A 15,562-nucleotide genomic window follows, 5' to 3' on the forward strand; every position below is an offset into this window, starting at 1 on the left:
ACCTACTTGCGACGAAGCAGCGCCGAGACCTCGGGCATCTTAAGGACGACGGCAAGGACAAAGGTAACAGCAAGCGAGACGACACCCGCAACGCAAACGTAGCCAAGAGTAATCAGAATCGAGCCGCCAAGTGCCCCGACAAAGTGTTCAAGCGCCCACATGACGCCGGCGCCTGCGGCAGCACCTAGGCCACCGAGCAAAAGGCCAAAGAAACCGCCATGTAGGATAGATTTGACCTGAAGGCCACGCAGGCGACGACGCAGCCACCACAGCGAACAGCCGACCAAGATCACGTAGTCGACGACATACGAAAGCGCGATTGCCGGCATACCGAAGCCCAGCACAACGCCAAACAGCAGAACCGAGCCGGCCTGGCCGATGGCGGAATACAGGCAATAGCGACTATAGGGCTTCATGTCGAGCAAGGCAGAGAAGCTCTTCTGCATCAACACGACCACGCCGTAGAGCGGCAGCGAGAGCGCCAGGTAGACAAGGTACTCGGACACCAGCGTCACGCCGGATTCATCGAACTTGCCAGCACAGTAGATCATGTTGAGCGGACGTGCGAAGACAATCAGGTACAGCGCGAACGGAATCAGGAAGAACAGCATCTGGGCGACGCCACGCGAAATGCCCGTGCGAACGCTGTCGTAATCCTTCTCCTGTGCGTCGTGAGAGAGCTCGGTATAGAGCGCCGTCGAAAGCGAGGCGGCAATCAGCGCGTAGGGCAGCGTGTACCACAGGCGCGCATAGGCGATGACGGAAGGGCCAGTCTCGGGCTGGACCACCAGCGCGGCAGCGTTGGTGATAGAAGTCGAGACAAACATGCACACCGTGGCGAGCAGCGTCGGGATACCGAGCGCAATCGTCTGGCGCAGTGCGGGGTCCTTAAAGTCGATATGGATATGGGGATGCACGCCGTGCTTGCCAAGCGCGGGAATCTGACATGCCATCTGAACAAAGACACCGAGGGTCGTACCGGCCGCAATCAAGATGATGCCGGCACGTTCGCCAAACTGTGCGGACACGGGCGCAAAACCCATAAAGCTCGCAATGACGATCACATTGTTGAGGACCGGGGCAAACGTCGACCAGAAGTAGTCGCGGTGTGCGTTGAGAACGCCCGAGAACACCGAGCCCAAACCATAAAACAGAATCTGGATGGCAAAGAAACGGAACATGAACGCAGCGGTATCCATGCTGCCGCCGTCACCCGAAAGGAACGATTGCGTCCAGATAAAGCCCGGGGCGAACACGGTCCCCAGCAACGAAATGCCACCCAGCACTAAAAGCAGAATGCCGAGCAGGTTGCCCACGTACTCGTTCGAGGCCTCGCGACCCTGCTCACGCCTCACGCCCATGTACACGGGCAAAAACGCCGTCACGAGCATGCCGCCCATCACGAGTTCGTAGAGCATATTGGGCAGGTTGTTGGCGACCTGATAGGAGGACGAGAGTAGCGACATGCCAATAGCGGCCGCCATTGCCCACGTTCGGATAAAACCGGTAACGCGAGACACGATGGTCAGGATGGTCATAAGCCCGGCGGAACGACCAACCGTGGAGTAGTCCGACGAGCCCATGTCGTCAGTGTCATCTCGCGACGAAGAAGCTTCGGATGAGGGCGTCTGAGGCGCAGAATCTTTTGCAAAATGAGCTCCGCGCTTCAATTCTTCCTGCGGCATCGCTCAGTCCTCTCTCGTAATCGCGGCAACCGTCGCCCCGCAAAATGCAATTAAATCATCGGGTGCAAGCTCGAGCTGATAACCACGCTTGCCTCCCGAAATAAAAATGGTATCCCAAAGGACACACGTCTCATCAATGAGCGTCCGGTAGCGTTTTTTCATACCGACCGGGCTGCAGCCGCCGCGAACGTAGCCAGTCGCCGCAAGCAAATCCTTCACATGCATCATGGCCAAGGACTTCTCCCCCGCGGCACGCGCGGCGGACTTTAGATCGAGCTCGTCGGCAACAGGGATGCAGCACACGACATAGTCGTTGGACGGTGTCACGCAGACCAAAGTCTTAAATCCTTGACCGGGCTCCTCGCCAAGCTGCTCCGAAATCGCGACCCCCAGGCCCACCGACCCATCACCATCGTCTTCGTACGTATGTAGAACATAGGAAATGCCGGCGCTTTCCAGCTCGCGCATCGCATTGGTTTTTGGCGTCTTTACAGCCTTTGCCATGACATATCCTTTCCCTCGCATTCGGACGTAAAGATTAAGTATATGTCCAATTCGGCTGCATACGTCACTTCGGCACAGCAAGCGCCATCGAATCACAAGGAGTCGATGGCGCCCATAAACTGAATCGCCTATTTATTGAGCATCAAGTTGAGCCTGACGCTCCCGGTCACGCCTGAGCAACGGCGCCAAAAACTTGCCCGTATAACTCTGCGGACAGTCCGCAACCTGCTCCGGTGTGCCCGAAACCACAACGGTTCCGCCGCCGTTACCGCCCTCGGGACCCATATCGATCAGACGATCGGCAACCTTGATGACATCAAGGTTGTGCTCAATCACCAGCACCGTGTTGCCCGCATCGACCAAGCGCTGCAGCACATCGAGCAGCTGGCGGACGTCCTCAAAATGAAGGCCGGTCGTCGGCTCGTCCAAAATATAGAACGTCTTGCCCGTCTGGCGTCGATGAAGCTCCTTGGCGAGTTTCACACGCTGCGCCTCGCCGCCCGAAAGCGTCGTGGCGGGCTGGCCCAGGCTCACGTAGCCCAAGCCTACATCGTACAGCGTCTGGAGCTTGCGCTTAATCTGCGGGATATTCCCAAAGAAGGCCAGCGCCTCGGTGACGCTCATGTCGAGCACGTCCGAGATGGTCTTGCCACGGTAGGTGACCTCGAGTGTCTCGCGGTTGTAGCGTTTACCGCCGCAAACTTCGCAGGGAACGTAGATATCGGGAAGGAAGTGCATCTCGATCTTGATCTGCCCGTCGCCCTTGCACGCCTCACAGCGCCCGCCACTCACATTAAAGGAGAAACGACCCGGCGAGTAGCCGCGCGCCTTCGACTCCGGCGTACTCGCAAACAGCGCGCGAAGATCATCCCACAGGCCGATATAGGTAGCAGGGTTGGAACGCGGCGTGCGGCCAATCGGCGACTGGTCGATATCGATAACCTTATCGATACACTCGATGCCCTCGATTTTCTTATACGGACCCACAGGGCGCGTCGAACGGTGAATAGCATTCGTAAGGGCAGGCGCAATGGTGTCGGTAACCAGGGAGCTCTTGCCCGATCCCGACACGCCGGTAACAACCGTAAGCGTACCAAACTCGATCTTGGCAGTAACGTTTTTGAGGTTGTTGGCTCGAGCGCCCGTAATTTTAAGGCAGCCGCGACCGGGCTTGCGCCGTTCATCAGGCACCCGAATCATTCGTTTGCCGGTCAGGTAAGCGCCCGTCATCGACTCAGGACACGCCATGATATCAGCAGGCGTTCCCGCCGCGACTACGTGCCCGCCGTTGACACCGGCGCCGGGCCCCATGTCGATCACGTAGTCGGCGGCACGGATTGTATCCTCGTCGTGTTCGACAACGATAACGGTATTGCCGATATCGCGCAGGCGCTCGAGCGTCTTAATCAGGCGCTCGTTGTCACGCTGATGAAGACCGATCGAGGGCTCGTCCAGAATATAGAGCACGCCCATGAGACCCGCGCCGATCTGCGTTGCCAGTCGAATACGCTGCGCCTCGCCACCGGAAAGCGTCGCCGAGGCACGATCGAGCGTCAGATAGTCGAGTCCAACATCGACCAGAAAACGCAAGCGCTCCAGGATTTCCTTGACGATACGGCCGCCGATAAACTGTTGGCGCTCGGTGAGTTCCAGGCCCTCAAAAAACTCGAGCGATTCACGGCACGACAGGCAACAAACCTCGTAAATGGACTTGCCGCCCACGGTGACGGCAAGCATCTCGGGACGCAGGCGAGCACCGTGACAGCTCGAGCACGGCTCCTCGCGAATGTACTTCTCCAGGCGCGCCTTGGTGTTCTCGTTCGTCGTCTCGGTATAGCGTTCGTACAGGATGTTGCGAACGCCCGAAAACTTGGTATCCCACTGGCTGCGACGCCCATCGAGCTTTTGATAGTCGACCGAAATCTTCGTGTCGCCCATGCCATCCAAAAACGCACGACGCACGCGAGGGGGCAAGTCCCCCCACGGCGTATCGGCGCTCACCTTAAAGTGTTTGCAGACCGCAGCAAAAATCTGCGGATAGTAGTTCGAATTGCCAAACAGGCTACCAAAGACTCCGTCGGCAATGGACTTCGAGGGGTCCTCGATCAGCGCCTCGGCATCAACGGTTTTCTTAAAGCCCAGGCCGTCGCACTCAGGACATACGCCATAGGGAGCGTTGAACGAAAAGTCGCGGGGTTGTAGGTCGTCGATGGAGTGCCCGTGCTCCGGGCATGCCAGAGCCAACGAATACTCCAGTAGCTCGCCCTCGGTCCCCTCGGGAGCATCGCGATCGGGCAGCATGTACACGTTTACATTGCCGTGAGCCAGCGCGGTCGCCTGCTCAACAGACTCGGCGATACGGCCCAGAGAGTTCTCACGGATCACGATGCGATCGACTACGACCTCGATATCGTGCTTGAACTTCTTGTCCAGATCGATCGGATCGTCGAGCGAGCGCACTTCACCGTCGACACGCACGCGGCTAAAGCCCTCGGCGCGAAGGTCCTCAAACAGTTTGGTGTACTCGCCTTTTCGCCCGCGCACCACCGGTGCCAGCACAAACGCGCGGCGGCCCTCCCCCGCCGCCAAGACCTTGTCGGCAACCTGGTCGGTCGTCTGACGCTCAATGACGCGGCCGCATTCGGGACAGTGCGGGGTGCCCACACGGGCGAACAGCAGGCGCAGATAGTCATAAATCTCGGTTACGGTGCCAACCGTCGAGCGAGGGTTTTTAGACGTCGTCTTTTGGTCGATCGACACCGCCGGCGAAAGGCCGTCGATTGAATCCAAGTCGGGTTTGTCCATCTGGCCCAAGAACTGGCGCGCATAGCTCGAAAGGCTCTCGACGTATCGACGCTGGCCCTCGGCATAGATAGTGTCAAATGCCAGCGAACTCTTGCCCGAGCCAGAAAGACCGGTAATGACCACGAGTTGGTCACGCGGAATGGAAACATCGATATCACGGAGGTTGTGCTCACGAGCGCCGCGAATAACGATAGAAGAATCAGACATGGAAGCTCCTTGCCTCCTATTGCATCGAATCATACTGTCGATGAGTTTAGCGCACTCGACGCGCACAGATGTTCGTAATACAAGATTCGCAGACCTTTAGCTTTGCGTATCGGGTGCTTTGTTTCTCGAAATGCCGTGGAAAGGTTACAGTAATCTACTACTGAACTTAATTTGCTGTAACAGAGGAACGTCCATGACCGAAGATATCCCCCTTGAAATCACTTCGAGCGACATGGCTAATCTGCCCATATTCATCGCCGTCCTTATCGTGGCCACCGTCGTCGTGCGCGTGTATTTTTCAATCAAACACAATGAAAAGCCGCCCATTGCCCGCGTCTTTTGGTGCGCGACGCTCCTCATCCCGCTCGGCATGGTAGCTGCATGGATTACGAATCAATTGCTCGTAAATGAGGACAATTCCCTATGGGTCCTTTCTTATTCGGCGCTCGGTGCTACCGCCGTCATACTTCTTGTCGAGCCCTTGGTTTCGGGACTTATCGACCAAACCGATCTTGCGACGGGAACGGTTGCCTGTATTTGCCGTGACATCCTTGTCATCGCCGCTGTTTCAGCGCTCTCGTTCGTTTCGCTCGAAATTGCCTGTAACGAAACGTTCTATCGCATTCCCGCCAACTCATTCGGGTTTTCCGTCGGGCTGCTCGCGACGGTTCTGCTCTCCCTTTATTTGCTGGGACAGCGTCATGGAGGCGTCATGGCCCTCGTGCCCGTCGCCTGTTGCATCCTTGGCATTGCCGAGCACTTCGTCATAACGTTTAAAGGCGAAGCCATCCTGCCAAGCGATATCTTGGCCCTTGGCACCGCAATGGAAGTGAGCGAGGGATACGAGTTTACCTTTACCGCCGGAATCGTAACCTCTCTCGCCCTGCTGGAGATTTCCCTGGGGCTTCTTTCGCTTATCCGACCGCGAAAGCTCCGTACGCCCACCCATGTCTTCCCCGCAATCGCCGCTAACCTCTGCGCTTTTCTGCTAGTGACCGTTGTGGGGCTCTCAGGCTTTTCCAGCATCGACTTGGAGCAGGCGCTGGATTTTGGATTTGACCGTTGGCAGCCCATCACCACATATACGTCTCAGGGTTTTATCACTTCGTTCACCGAAATGGTCAACGAGTTGCCCATTGAGAAGCCCGAAGGCTATACGCCCGATGAGGCGCAGAGCATCGAGCAGGAGCTCGCCGCCGCCTACGACAGCACGTATGGCTCGAGCGAGCAGCGCGCGGCTGCCGTTGCCCAGTTCAATGAAATCAAGCCGACGATTGTTGCCGTCATGAACGAGAGTTTTAGCGACCTTTCGTGCTTTGAGCAGCTCCAGGCGGCCGGGTACACCGGCCCCGCATTCTACAACTCGCTTCCCGACACACTTGTTCGCGGCACCATGCTCGCTTCGGTCACCGGTGGCGGAACGGCAAACTCCGAATTCGAATTTTTGACCGGAGCGACAACGGCCTTTGTCGGATTAGGCAAGATCCCCTATCAGCTGTATCAGATGAATGGCGTCAACAGCCTGGCAAAGGACCTTAAAGAGCTTGGGTATACCGCTACCGCTATGCACCCGCAAAACCCCGTCAACTACCATCGAGATAAGATCTATCAGCAGCTGGGCTTTGGAGACTTTCTTTCAATCGGCGATTTCGAAGGTGCGCCCTGTTACCATGCCGGCGTATGCGACTACGCCACCTACGACAAGATACTCGACCTGCTTAGAACCGACGAAGCGCCGCAGTTCATCTTTGACGTCACGATGCAAAATCACGGCGGCTACGACTATGGCACCGTTCCCGCCGAAGAGCTGACAAACTATTGGGTCGAGGGAGCCAGCGAGGGCGCCAATAGCGCGCTCAACACCTATCTCACCTGCATCAACGCATCCGACCGGGACCTCGAGTACTTTATCAACGAGCTCCGCAATATCGGCAGACCGGTTGTTCTTGTCTTTTTTGGCGACCATCAGCCGAGCGCCGCAACGACTCTCAACGACGAGCTGTACCCTCAGGAAGATACGGCAAGCCACGCTTTCCGTGTCTATCAGTCAACCTATTTCGTCTGGGCTAACTATGAAATCGCCGGCAATACCGAGCTCAACGTCTACGACACCGTCGGGGCAAACGAGATTGCAGCCATTACCCTTAATAAGATCGGCGCCCCGCTCACCGACTATCAAAAGGCCCTGCTTGCAACAAGGTCAGATGTGCCCACCATCAATGTCGCCGGCTACCTTGGTGCCGACGGGCTGCGCTACGACTTGGAATCTGAAGACAGCCCATACGCCTCGACGATCGACAAGCTGCAGCGCATGCAATACCTCGAGTTTGCCAGCAAAGTTCAGTAAGCCCGGCCATTCGCTTGGACCCATCGTATTGCAAGCACGCTCGGCCCAAATGCATCGCAAATGACTCCCGCTCGCAAACGAGGGTACAATGACGCTCGTGTCACATCACGGGGCCCCGGCCCCAACATATACAAAGGAGTCATACATGGGTTGCGAGCACGCACAGGCCGCCGGCGGACAAACGTCGCCGTCGCAATTTGAGGAGAACACGCTGTCCGAGGTCAAACGCGTCATCGCCGTGCTTTCCGGCAAGGGCGGTGTCGGCAAGTCGTTTGTCACCGGTGCCATCGCCACCGAGCTTGCCCGTCACGGCCACAAGGTCGGCGTCCTCGATGCCGACATCACCGGTCCCTCCATCCCCAAGATGTTCGGTATGAGCGGACGCCACGTCCATGCCCTTGGCAACCTTATGCTGCCCGAAATCTCCGAGCACGGCGTCAAGGTCATGAGCTCCAACCTGCTGCTCCAAAACGAGACCGACCCTGTCCTTTGGCGCGGTCCGGTCATCGCAGGCGCCATTAGGCAGTTCTGGAGCGAGACCTCGTGGGGCCCCATCGACTACCTGCTGGTCGACATGCCTCCGGGAACAGGCGACGTCGCGCTCACCGTCTTCCAGTCGTTGCCCGTCGACGGCATCGTCATCGTCACGAGCCCGCAGGATCTGGTCTCGATGATCGTCGCCAAGGCGGTCAACATGGCCGAGAAGATGAACGTCCCCATTCTGGGCATTGTCGAGAACATGAGCTATATTGAGTGCCCCGACTGCGGCAAGAAGATTGAGGTCTTTGGCAAGAGCAAGCTCCCCGAGGTCGCAGATCGCTATAACCTCGACATCTTGGGCCAGCTTCCCATTAATCCGGCACTCGCCGAGGCCTGCGATAAGGGCGAGGTCGAGACCGCGCTGCCCGATGGCATGTTGCCCAAGGCAGTCTCTGCCGTCGAGGCCGTTACCCCGCACGAGACCGACGAGGCCTAAGTGAACGCGAGCGCCTTCTATGACGTCCTGGTAATCGGCGGCGGGGCTTCAGGCCTCGCCGCTGCCATTACGGCCGCACGCGCTGGCAAAAGCGTCTGCATCGTTGAGCGCGATGTCGCCTGTGGCCTTAAGCTCCTTGCGACCGGTAACGGCCGCTGCAACCTCTCCAACGAATCGATTGATCCTCAGCGGTATAACCACCCCGCATTCGTCGAATCCGTCATGGGCCCCCAGCCCGAACAAGAGCTTATGGGTTTCTTCTCCTCGCTGGGCATCATGACAACCTCCGAGGAAGGCCGGCTGTACCCGCGCTCCCTTCGCGCAGAATCGGTGCGCGACGCGCTTCTCAACGTTTGCGACCGCCTAGGTATCACCTTAATCTGCGGAGCCAACGTTGCCTCGGCGCACAAAGTTTCCGAAGGCTGGGCACTCCAAATAGACCGTCCAGCGCGGGCGCTCAAGGCAAAAAAGCACGACGACCGAAAATCGGAGCTCCGCTCGCTTCGGAAGGCACTCGCCGATGTCCCTCGCAAGAACGAGGCCCTGCAGGCGCATGCCGTAATTATCGCCACGGGCGGCAACCCCACCGGTATCGCCGATACGTTTAGCCTCCCCCTCACTTCGCTACGCCCCATCCTCTGCCCCGTATCGGCAACGGTCGTTGGCGATCGGGCAGCACTCAAGACGTTGGATGGTCTGCGCGTCCGCGCCCGCTTGACGCTCACCCGCAACCATAGTGAGCTCTGGCACGAAGACGGTGAAGTACTGTTTCGAACCTTCGGCATCTCGGGCGTCGCTGTCTTCAACCTCTCCCGTCGTATCCAGCGCGGCGATACGATCCTGCTCGACGTTTTCCCCGACCTCTCCAAAGACGAGCTGCTCGATATGCTCAACCGGCGCGTTGAGCTGCTCGGCGGCTTTTCGCCCCGCGATCCCCGTTGGCTCGACGGCATGCTCGCCCCGCAACTCTCCCGCGTCGTCTGCACGGCGTTCGAGCAGTGCCATCCAGGCTCCAACGATGTCATCCACCTGGTCTCGATCCTCAAGCACTTTAAGTTGCTCGTCGAGGGAACAGCCGAGGAGCGCTCGGCGCAGGTCACGCGTGGTGGCGTATCTGTCGAGAGCATCTCAACACCCAGTCTACGCGCGCGCAGCGCTGTCGACGCCCCGCTTTACGTCTGCGGCGAAGCGCTCGACATCGACGCCGATTGCGGAGGCTTTAACCTTGCGTGGGCCTGGCTCTCGGGCATTCGCGCTGCAAGCAGCTTGTAGCCGCGCAGTCTATAATCAAAAACGCATTCGGGCCGTCTGGGATACCGGACGGCCTCTTTCTTGCCTCTAAGGAGACCTCGATGATCGAAATCACCCAAGTCAACGCGTCGCTCGATGAAGCCGGCGATGAAAATGCCTGCCTCATTGTTGGCAAGCGAGTCGCCAAGCGCATCCTACGTTGCAAGGACTCCGAGATCAAGTCCATCGAACTCCACCGCAAGTCAATCGACGCTCGCAAAAAACGAGACGTCCATTTTATCCTGAGCTTTCGTGTTGAGCTGACTAGTCCCCACCTCGAGCGAGAAGCGGTCGACAGCGTTGCCGTGCGTGACCGCTCGCGCGTACGCGCGATAGAAGACGATGAGCCTTCATTCCCCTCCCCCGTCTCCGACGCACCTCAAGAACACCCTATCGTTGTCGGCGCCGGATGCGCCGGCCTTTTCGCTGCGCTCACGCTCGCCGAAGCAGGTCTTAAGCCCTTGCTTATCGAGCGCGGCGACCCGGCATTTCGCCGCTCGCATGCGATCGACCTCTTTCTAAAGGAGCGCATCCTCGACCCCGAGAGCAATATTCAGTTTGGTCTGGGCGGCGCGGGGACCTTCTCGGACGGCAAGCTCAATACGGGAACAAAAAATCCCGCCCATCGCCTTATCCTCGAAACCTTCGTCGAGGCGGGTGCGCCCCGCGATATTCTGTGGGATGCCAAGCCGCACATTGGCTCCGACATCCTTCCCAAGGTTGTCACCGCTATATCCCAGCGCATCGAGCAGCTCGGAGGTGTCGTCCGTTATCGAACGAAGCTCGTCGACATTCGCATCGACGCGTCTGGCGCCATCACCGGTATTGATGTCCAATCGTCCCAAGACGCCGCTTACGAGCCGATCGAGACAAAGCACCTCATCCTCGCCTGCGGGCATTCTGCTCGCGATATTTTTGAGCTCCTTAAGGACCACAACGTGGCCCTCGCACAAAAGACCTTTGCCATGGGCGTTCGCATCGAGCATCCGCAACGCGACATCGACCGAGCCCAATATGGAGCCTCGGCGGGACATCCAGCGCTCGGGGCGGCCCCCTACAAACTTGTTGCCCATCTTCCCAACGGCCGCAGCGTGTTCTCGTTTTGCATGTGCCCCGGCGGACAGGTTGTTGCCGCCTCTTCAGAACCGTGCCATCTGTGCGTCAACGGGGCCAGTCTCAATGCCCGCGACGGACGCAACGCAAATGCCGCCCTGCTCGTTAACGTCACGCCTGAGGACCTTCCCAACGATGACCCGCTCGCCGGCATCGAGCTCCAGCGTGCCTGCGAGGCGGCCGCTTATCGCCTGGGCGGTTCCAACTGGAACGCACCGGCACAACTCGTCGGAGATTTCCTCGCAGGACGCGCCAGCAAGGCGCCCGGAAAGGTAAAGCCCACCTATCCGCTCGGTGTGACCTGGACGGCAATTGACGAAGCCCTACCGCAGCATATCGTCGAGTCGCTCCGCCTGGGACTTCCCCTACTCGGAAAAAAGCTACGAGGCTACGACCGTCCCGATGCCGTTCTTACCGGCGTGGAGACTCGTTCGAGCTCACCGGTCACTGTCACCCGAGACCGAACGTGCCATGCCGTGTCGACCCCGGGCCTCTACCCTTGTGGTGAGGGAGCTGGATATGCCGGCGGCATCATGAGCGCGGCCACCGACGGCATCCGTTGTGCTGAAGCCCTGATCGCAGACCTCTAACGCACAAATTCCAGCGCGCAAAAGACATAGGCCCCGAGCTCCACAGGGAACTCGGGGCCTGTTCGCTATTTCTTAAACCGTGCACCCTGGCGTTTTCTGCCCGATGCGAACGTGGAACCCTTGCGGGCCTGCGAGCGTAAGCGCTCGATCGTCTCGTCCTCAGACGCACCCTCGAGCATCGCCCGAATCTGAACGACAGCATCGCGCAGGCGCGCCGCCTCCTCAAAGTCCATAGCGGCGGAAGCGTTACGCATATCCTCTTCCATGGTTTCGACGATCCGCACAAGCTCGTCATGCGGCAGTTCTTCCAACTGCTCCGCAAGTGTCTGCTCGGGCGCCACCGTTTCCGGCACACCGCCCTCGCCCGACTCATCGGGCGTATAGAATGCGCCATGGCCAAGAGAGTCGCCCTTCGAGCGTCCCTTGGAGCCCACAGTTTTTTCGGCCTCGGCAATAAAACTTGAGATGTCGTTGATGGCCTTGCGCACTGTCTTGGGCACAATGCCATGTTCTTCGTTATATGCCATCTGAATCTCGCGACGGCGCTGTGTCTCCTCGATGGCCTCTTTCATCGAATCGGTCACAACGTCTGCATACATGATGACTTCGCCATCGGCGTTACGGGCCGCACGGCCAATCGTCTGAATCAGCGAACGACGGTTGCGCAAGAAGCCTTCCTTATCGGCATCGAGAATTGCCACCAGTGAGACCTCGGGAAGATCCAAGCCCTCGCGAAGCAGGTTGATGCCAACGAGAACATCGATCTTGCCCTCGCGCAGCGTTCGCAGGATCTCGACACGGTCCATTGTCGCCGTATCAGAGTGCATGTAATTGACCTTAATGCCCGCATCAAGTAGATGGTCGGTCAGGTCCTCGGCCATGCGCTTGGTCAACGTGGTCACCAGCACGCGCTCCTTGCGGGCAACGCGCTCGCGAATCTCGTCCTCAAGATCGTCAATCTGGCCGCGAACTGGACGCACGTCAATCTTGGGGTCGAGAAGGCCGGTCGGACGAATAATCTGCTCCACGTCGTTTTGGCTCACCCGCAGCTCGTAGTCGCCCGGCGTGGCCGAAACATAGATAAACTGGGGTATCCTTGCTTCAAACTCATCGAAACGAAGCGGGCGGTTATCGAGCGCCGAGGGCAGGCGAAAACCATGTTCCACCAGCGTCACCTTGCGCGAGCGGTCACCTTCGTGCATGCCGCGAATCTGCGGCACCGTCACATGGCTCTCATCGATGATGCAGAGCATATCCTTGGGAAAGTAATCGATTAGGGTAAACGGCGGCTCACCCGGCTTGCGACCGTCCAGATGACGCGAGTAGTTCTCGATGCCGTTGCAAAAGCCCATCGTCTCGAGCATCTCAAGATCATAATCGGTACGCTGCTGTAGACGCTGCGCCTCGAGCAACTTGTCGGTCGCCTTGAGCTCCGCCACGCGCTTCTCGCACTCTTCGCTGATCGATTTCAGAGACGCCTTGACCTTCGGCTTCTCGGTCACGTAGTGCGATGCCGGCCATACGGGAATGGCCTCGTACTCACGGAGCATCTCACCGGTGACCTCATCGATCTCGGCAATCAGCTCGACCTCGTCGCCAAAGAACTCAAACCGCAACGGATGCTCGGCATAAGGCGGATACACGTCGACAACATCGCCGCGCACGCGGAACGTGCCACGCGCCAGGTCATAGTCATTGCGATCATATTGAATGTCGATAAGCGCATGGATAAAGTCATCGCGCTCGAGCGGCACCTTCTTGTCGACGTTTGGAGCCAGACCCGCATAGTCCTCAGGAGAGCCAATGCCATAGATACACGAGACCGATGCGACAACGATCACATCGCGTCGAGAGAGCAGTGACGCGGTCGCCTGATGGCGCAGCATCTCGACCTCTTCGTTAATCGAGGAGTCTTTCTCGATATATGTATCGCTTTGCGGCACATACGCCTCGGGCTGATAGTAGTCGTAGTACGAGACGAAGTAGACCACAGCGTTGTTGGGAAAGAACTCTTTGAGCTCGCTCGCAAGCTGAGCAGCGAGCGTTTTATTGGGGGCCATGACCAGCGTCGGCTTTCCCAGGGCCTCAATAGTCTTTGCCATCGTGAAGGTCTTGCCCGAACCAGTCACGCCCAGCAAAACCTGATAGCGGTCTCCGTCCCTCACGCCCCGCACAAGTGACTCAATGGCCTTAGGCTGGGAACCAGCGGGCTCGTATGGAGACACGACCTTAAACGGCACATCAGCGCCCTCAACGCCAAAGCGCTTAAGTTCACCACCAACGCGTTCTACTTCAAATTCCGCCATGGATACTCCTAACTCATACATCTGCAGTATACGCAGGCGGTGGGCTTAGTCCTATACGAACCGATCGGGATAGAGAGTCTTATATCGAACCCAGGCATTATTGACGCGAATCAGATAAGCCTGAGTTTCAGGGAAGGTAATCGCATTATGGAGTGACGTGTTCTGCTGCGCCCATCCGTCGACATTGCCCATACCGGCGTTATAGGCGGCGATGGCACTATCCGTCGACCCGTTGAAATAGGCAAGAAGATACGAGAGGTATGCGCAGCCAAACTCGATATTCGTAGCCGGATCGTTAAGATTGTCGGCCGAATACTCCCCTCCGTCGACAAGGCCCTTGGCGATCATATCCTGGGCAGTCTCGGGCATCAGCTGCATCAATCCCTGAGCACCCTGATTCAACTCGGCCTCGGGATCCCAATTCGATTCCGACTTAATGACAGCGCACACCAGATACGGATCCAGATTATGCGAAATACTGGATTGCTTTACATACGCCTCGTAGTCAATCGGATACAGCGGTTTAAAGAAAGCGGCAGGAGCACACGAGTAGACGAGCGAAATAAGGCCGAAGACGAACACAACGGCAAGTGGCGCCACGCGATACCACATAATGAAACGTGTCTTAGGCATCGGCCTCCTCCTTATCCGGAGTATCTATAAACCCGTGGCATGCAAGCCATGAGTCAAGCTGCTCAAAGAGCGAATTATCGCCTGCGGCATTATCAATCACCGTTGTAGCGAGATTGCACAGCGCAGACTCATCGGGCTGGCAAGCAGAACGGGCATCGAAATCAGATGGCTCCATGCCACGTTGAATAGCGCGCTCGCGACGAACTGACAAAGGGGCGCTAATGACCAGAATTTCATCAGCCAAGCCAAATGCATCCTCAAAACCAGTCGGAGCAGAAACCTCAACCACCGCAAAGGGGTAACGGGGAGATGAAACCGTACAACAAACCGGATCGAGAATCCTAAGCGAAAGCTGTTCAATCAGAACGGGATGCACGATGCCATTGAGCCGTGCGACCGAATCAGGAGAAGCGAAAACTCGAGAGGCGAGGATGCTGCGGCGAATGCCGCCTTCCTCATCCAAAATGTCCCAACCGAATTCATCCGCGAGAGCATTGACGATATCAGAGCCCGGCACATACAGCGATTTTGCAAGCTCATCCAGATCGATAAGCATAGCGCCACGAGATTCGAAATAGCGGCAGGCAGTCGACTTACCCGAAGCGATATTGCCCAAGACAAATACGGTAAACATCAAGCCCTCCCTAACGCCAATGCGAGTAATTATCGCTCAAATACACTAGAAGGACTCAAAATACAGCCAAACAGTAAGAGCGCATACGGGGGGGCTAGGTCCCAAAGTACAACGTGTATACAACGCAAAAAGGGGGAGGCCGCGAGGCCTCCCCCTTCCAAGTTCGATGACGGCTCGGTGCCGTCCACCGGTCAGCGGCGCCCTGGCCTCCCACGGGCTGACCCCGCAGTACTCTCGGCGCGATGGGGCTTAGCTTCCGGGTTCGGAACGGGACCGGGCGTGCCCCCCATGCTCTGGCCGCTGACCGGTGGGCGGCGCCCACCGTTCACGGTGATCCGGTGTCTACTCACGTGCCCTGGGGGCCGCATGGCGCATAGGGGAGGTGACTCGGGGGCATCCTCGTGCCCGGACCGCGCATGAGCGCTCAGTCCCGCGGGCCGCGAGGTGCGGTTCCGGAAGAGCTCGGGCGATT

General features: G+C 58.1%; 10 protein-coding genes and 1 rRNA gene. 4 read left to right on the plus strand and 7 right to left on the minus strand.

What is annotated here, in order from left to right; translation table 11 throughout:
- Positions 1-2 precede the first annotated feature (2 nt).
- The 3 genes from murJ to uvrA all read right to left on the minus strand — a co-directional run bounded on the left by murJ (position 3) and on the right by uvrA (position 5,201).
- Complete coding sequence (murJ, locus tag AAAX34_RS06360) at positions 3-1,583, minus strand: murein biosynthesis integral membrane protein MurJ (protein ID WP_349110467.1); 1,581 nt, start codon at positions 1,581-1,583, stop codon at positions 3-5.
- 105 nt (positions 1,584-1,688) lie between these two features.
- Entirely contained in the window at positions 1,689-2,189 is a 501-nt protein-coding gene (gene ybaK / locus AAAX34_RS06365; RefSeq protein WP_349110469.1) for a Cys-tRNA(Pro) deacylase, read from the minus strand.
- 132 nt (positions 2,190-2,321) lie between these two features.
- Positions 2,322-5,201 (minus strand): excinuclease ABC subunit UvrA, encoded by a 2,880-nt coding sequence (uvrA, locus tag AAAX34_RS06370; RefSeq protein WP_349110470.1) that lies wholly within the window; start codon positions 5,199-5,201, stop codon positions 2,322-2,324.
- A 193-nt stretch (positions 5,202-5,394) separates the two neighbouring features.
- Here uvrA and AAAX34_RS06375 point away from each other — a divergent pair, with 193 nt between their 5' ends.
- The 4 genes from AAAX34_RS06375 to AAAX34_RS06390 all read left to right on the plus strand — a co-directional run bounded on the left by AAAX34_RS06375 (position 5,395) and on the right by AAAX34_RS06390 (position 11,517).
- A complete protein-coding gene (locus AAAX34_RS06375) occupies positions 5,395-7,548 on the plus strand; it encodes an LTA synthase family protein (protein WP_349110471.1) in 2,154 nt (717 codons plus the stop codon).
- Positions 7,549-7,693: 145 nt separating this feature from the next.
- Positions 7,694-8,524 (plus strand): Mrp/NBP35 family ATP-binding protein, encoded by an 831-nt coding sequence (locus AAAX34_RS06380; RefSeq protein WP_349110473.1) that lies wholly within the window; start codon positions 7,694-7,696, stop codon positions 8,522-8,524.
- Positions 8,525-9,796: an NAD(P)/FAD-dependent oxidoreductase gene (locus AAAX34_RS06385; protein WP_349110474.1), complete on the plus strand. Its 1,272-nt coding sequence runs from the start codon at positions 8,525-8,527 to the stop codon at positions 9,794-9,796.
- 80 nt (positions 9,797-9,876) lie between these two features.
- Positions 9,877-11,517 carry an FAD-dependent protein gene (locus AAAX34_RS06390; protein WP_349110475.1) on the plus strand — a complete coding sequence of 547 codons (1,641 nt, stop codon included), beginning with the start codon at positions 9,877-9,879 and terminating at the stop codon, positions 11,515-11,517.
- Between the two features lie 65 nt (positions 11,518-11,582).
- Here AAAX34_RS06390 and uvrB read toward each other — a convergent pair whose 3' ends face one another.
- The 4 genes from uvrB to rrf form a co-directional block, all read right to left on the minus strand.
- On the minus strand, positions 11,583-13,823 hold the full coding sequence (gene uvrB / locus AAAX34_RS06395; protein ID WP_349110477.1) for an excinuclease ABC subunit UvrB: 2,241 nt from the start codon (positions 13,821-13,823) through the stop codon (positions 11,583-11,585).
- 51 nt (positions 13,824-13,874) lie between these two features.
- Positions 13,875-14,456 (minus strand): lytic transglycosylase domain-containing protein, encoded by a 582-nt coding sequence (locus AAAX34_RS06400; RefSeq protein WP_349110478.1) that lies wholly within the window; start codon positions 14,454-14,456, stop codon positions 13,875-13,877.
- Positions 14,449-15,090: a dephospho-CoA kinase gene (gene coaE, locus AAAX34_RS06405; protein WP_349110479.1), complete on the minus strand. Its 642-nt coding sequence runs from the start codon at positions 15,088-15,090 to the stop codon at positions 14,449-14,451. The genes AAAX34_RS06400 and coaE overlap by 8 nt, the downstream gene beginning before the upstream one ends.
- 189 nt (positions 15,091-15,279) lie before the next feature.
- Positions 15,280-15,395 (minus strand): 5S ribosomal RNA (gene rrf / locus AAAX34_RS06410).
- Positions 15,396-15,562 lie beyond the last annotated feature (167 nt).

This window comes from Collinsella sp. CLA-ER-H4, from assembly GCF_040092395.1.
Lineage (GTDB): Bacteria > Actinomycetota > Coriobacteriia > Coriobacteriales > Coriobacteriaceae > Collinsella.

What these genes read in the sequence shown, in the direction of transcription:
- coaE (WP_349110479.1), bottom strand. Translation starts at nt 15,090, where the DNA reads ATGTTTACCGTATTTGTCTTGGGCAATATCGCTTCGGGTAAGTCGACT.
- murJ (WP_349110467.1), bottom strand. Translation starts at nt 1,583, where the DNA reads ATGGGCTCGTCGGACTACTCCACGGTTGGTCGTTCCGCCGGGCTTATG.
- uvrA (WP_349110470.1), bottom strand. Translation starts at nt 5,201, where the DNA reads ATGTCTGATTCTTCTATCGTTATTCGCGGCGCTCGTGAGCACAACCTC.
- AAAX34_RS06375 (WP_349110471.1), top strand. Translation starts at nt 5,395, where the DNA reads ATGACCGAAGATATCCCCCTTGAAATCACTTCGAGCGACATGGCTAAT.
- ybaK (WP_349110469.1), bottom strand. Translation starts at nt 2,189, where the DNA reads ATGGCAAAGGCTGTAAAGACGCCAAAAACCAATGCGATGCGCGAGCTG.
- uvrB (WP_349110477.1), bottom strand. Translation starts at nt 13,823, where the DNA reads ATGGCGGAATTTGAAGTAGAACGCGTTGGTGGTGAACTTAAGCGCTTT.
- AAAX34_RS06400 (WP_349110478.1), bottom strand. Translation starts at nt 14,456, where the DNA reads ATGCCTAAGACACGTTTCATTATGTGGTATCGCGTGGCGCCACTTGCC.
- AAAX34_RS06390 (WP_349110475.1), top strand. Translation starts at nt 9,877, where the DNA reads ATGATCGAAATCACCCAAGTCAACGCGTCGCTCGATGAAGCCGGCGAT.
- AAAX34_RS06380 (WP_349110473.1), top strand. Translation starts at nt 7,694, where the DNA reads ATGGGTTGCGAGCACGCACAGGCCGCCGGCGGACAAACGTCGCCGTCG.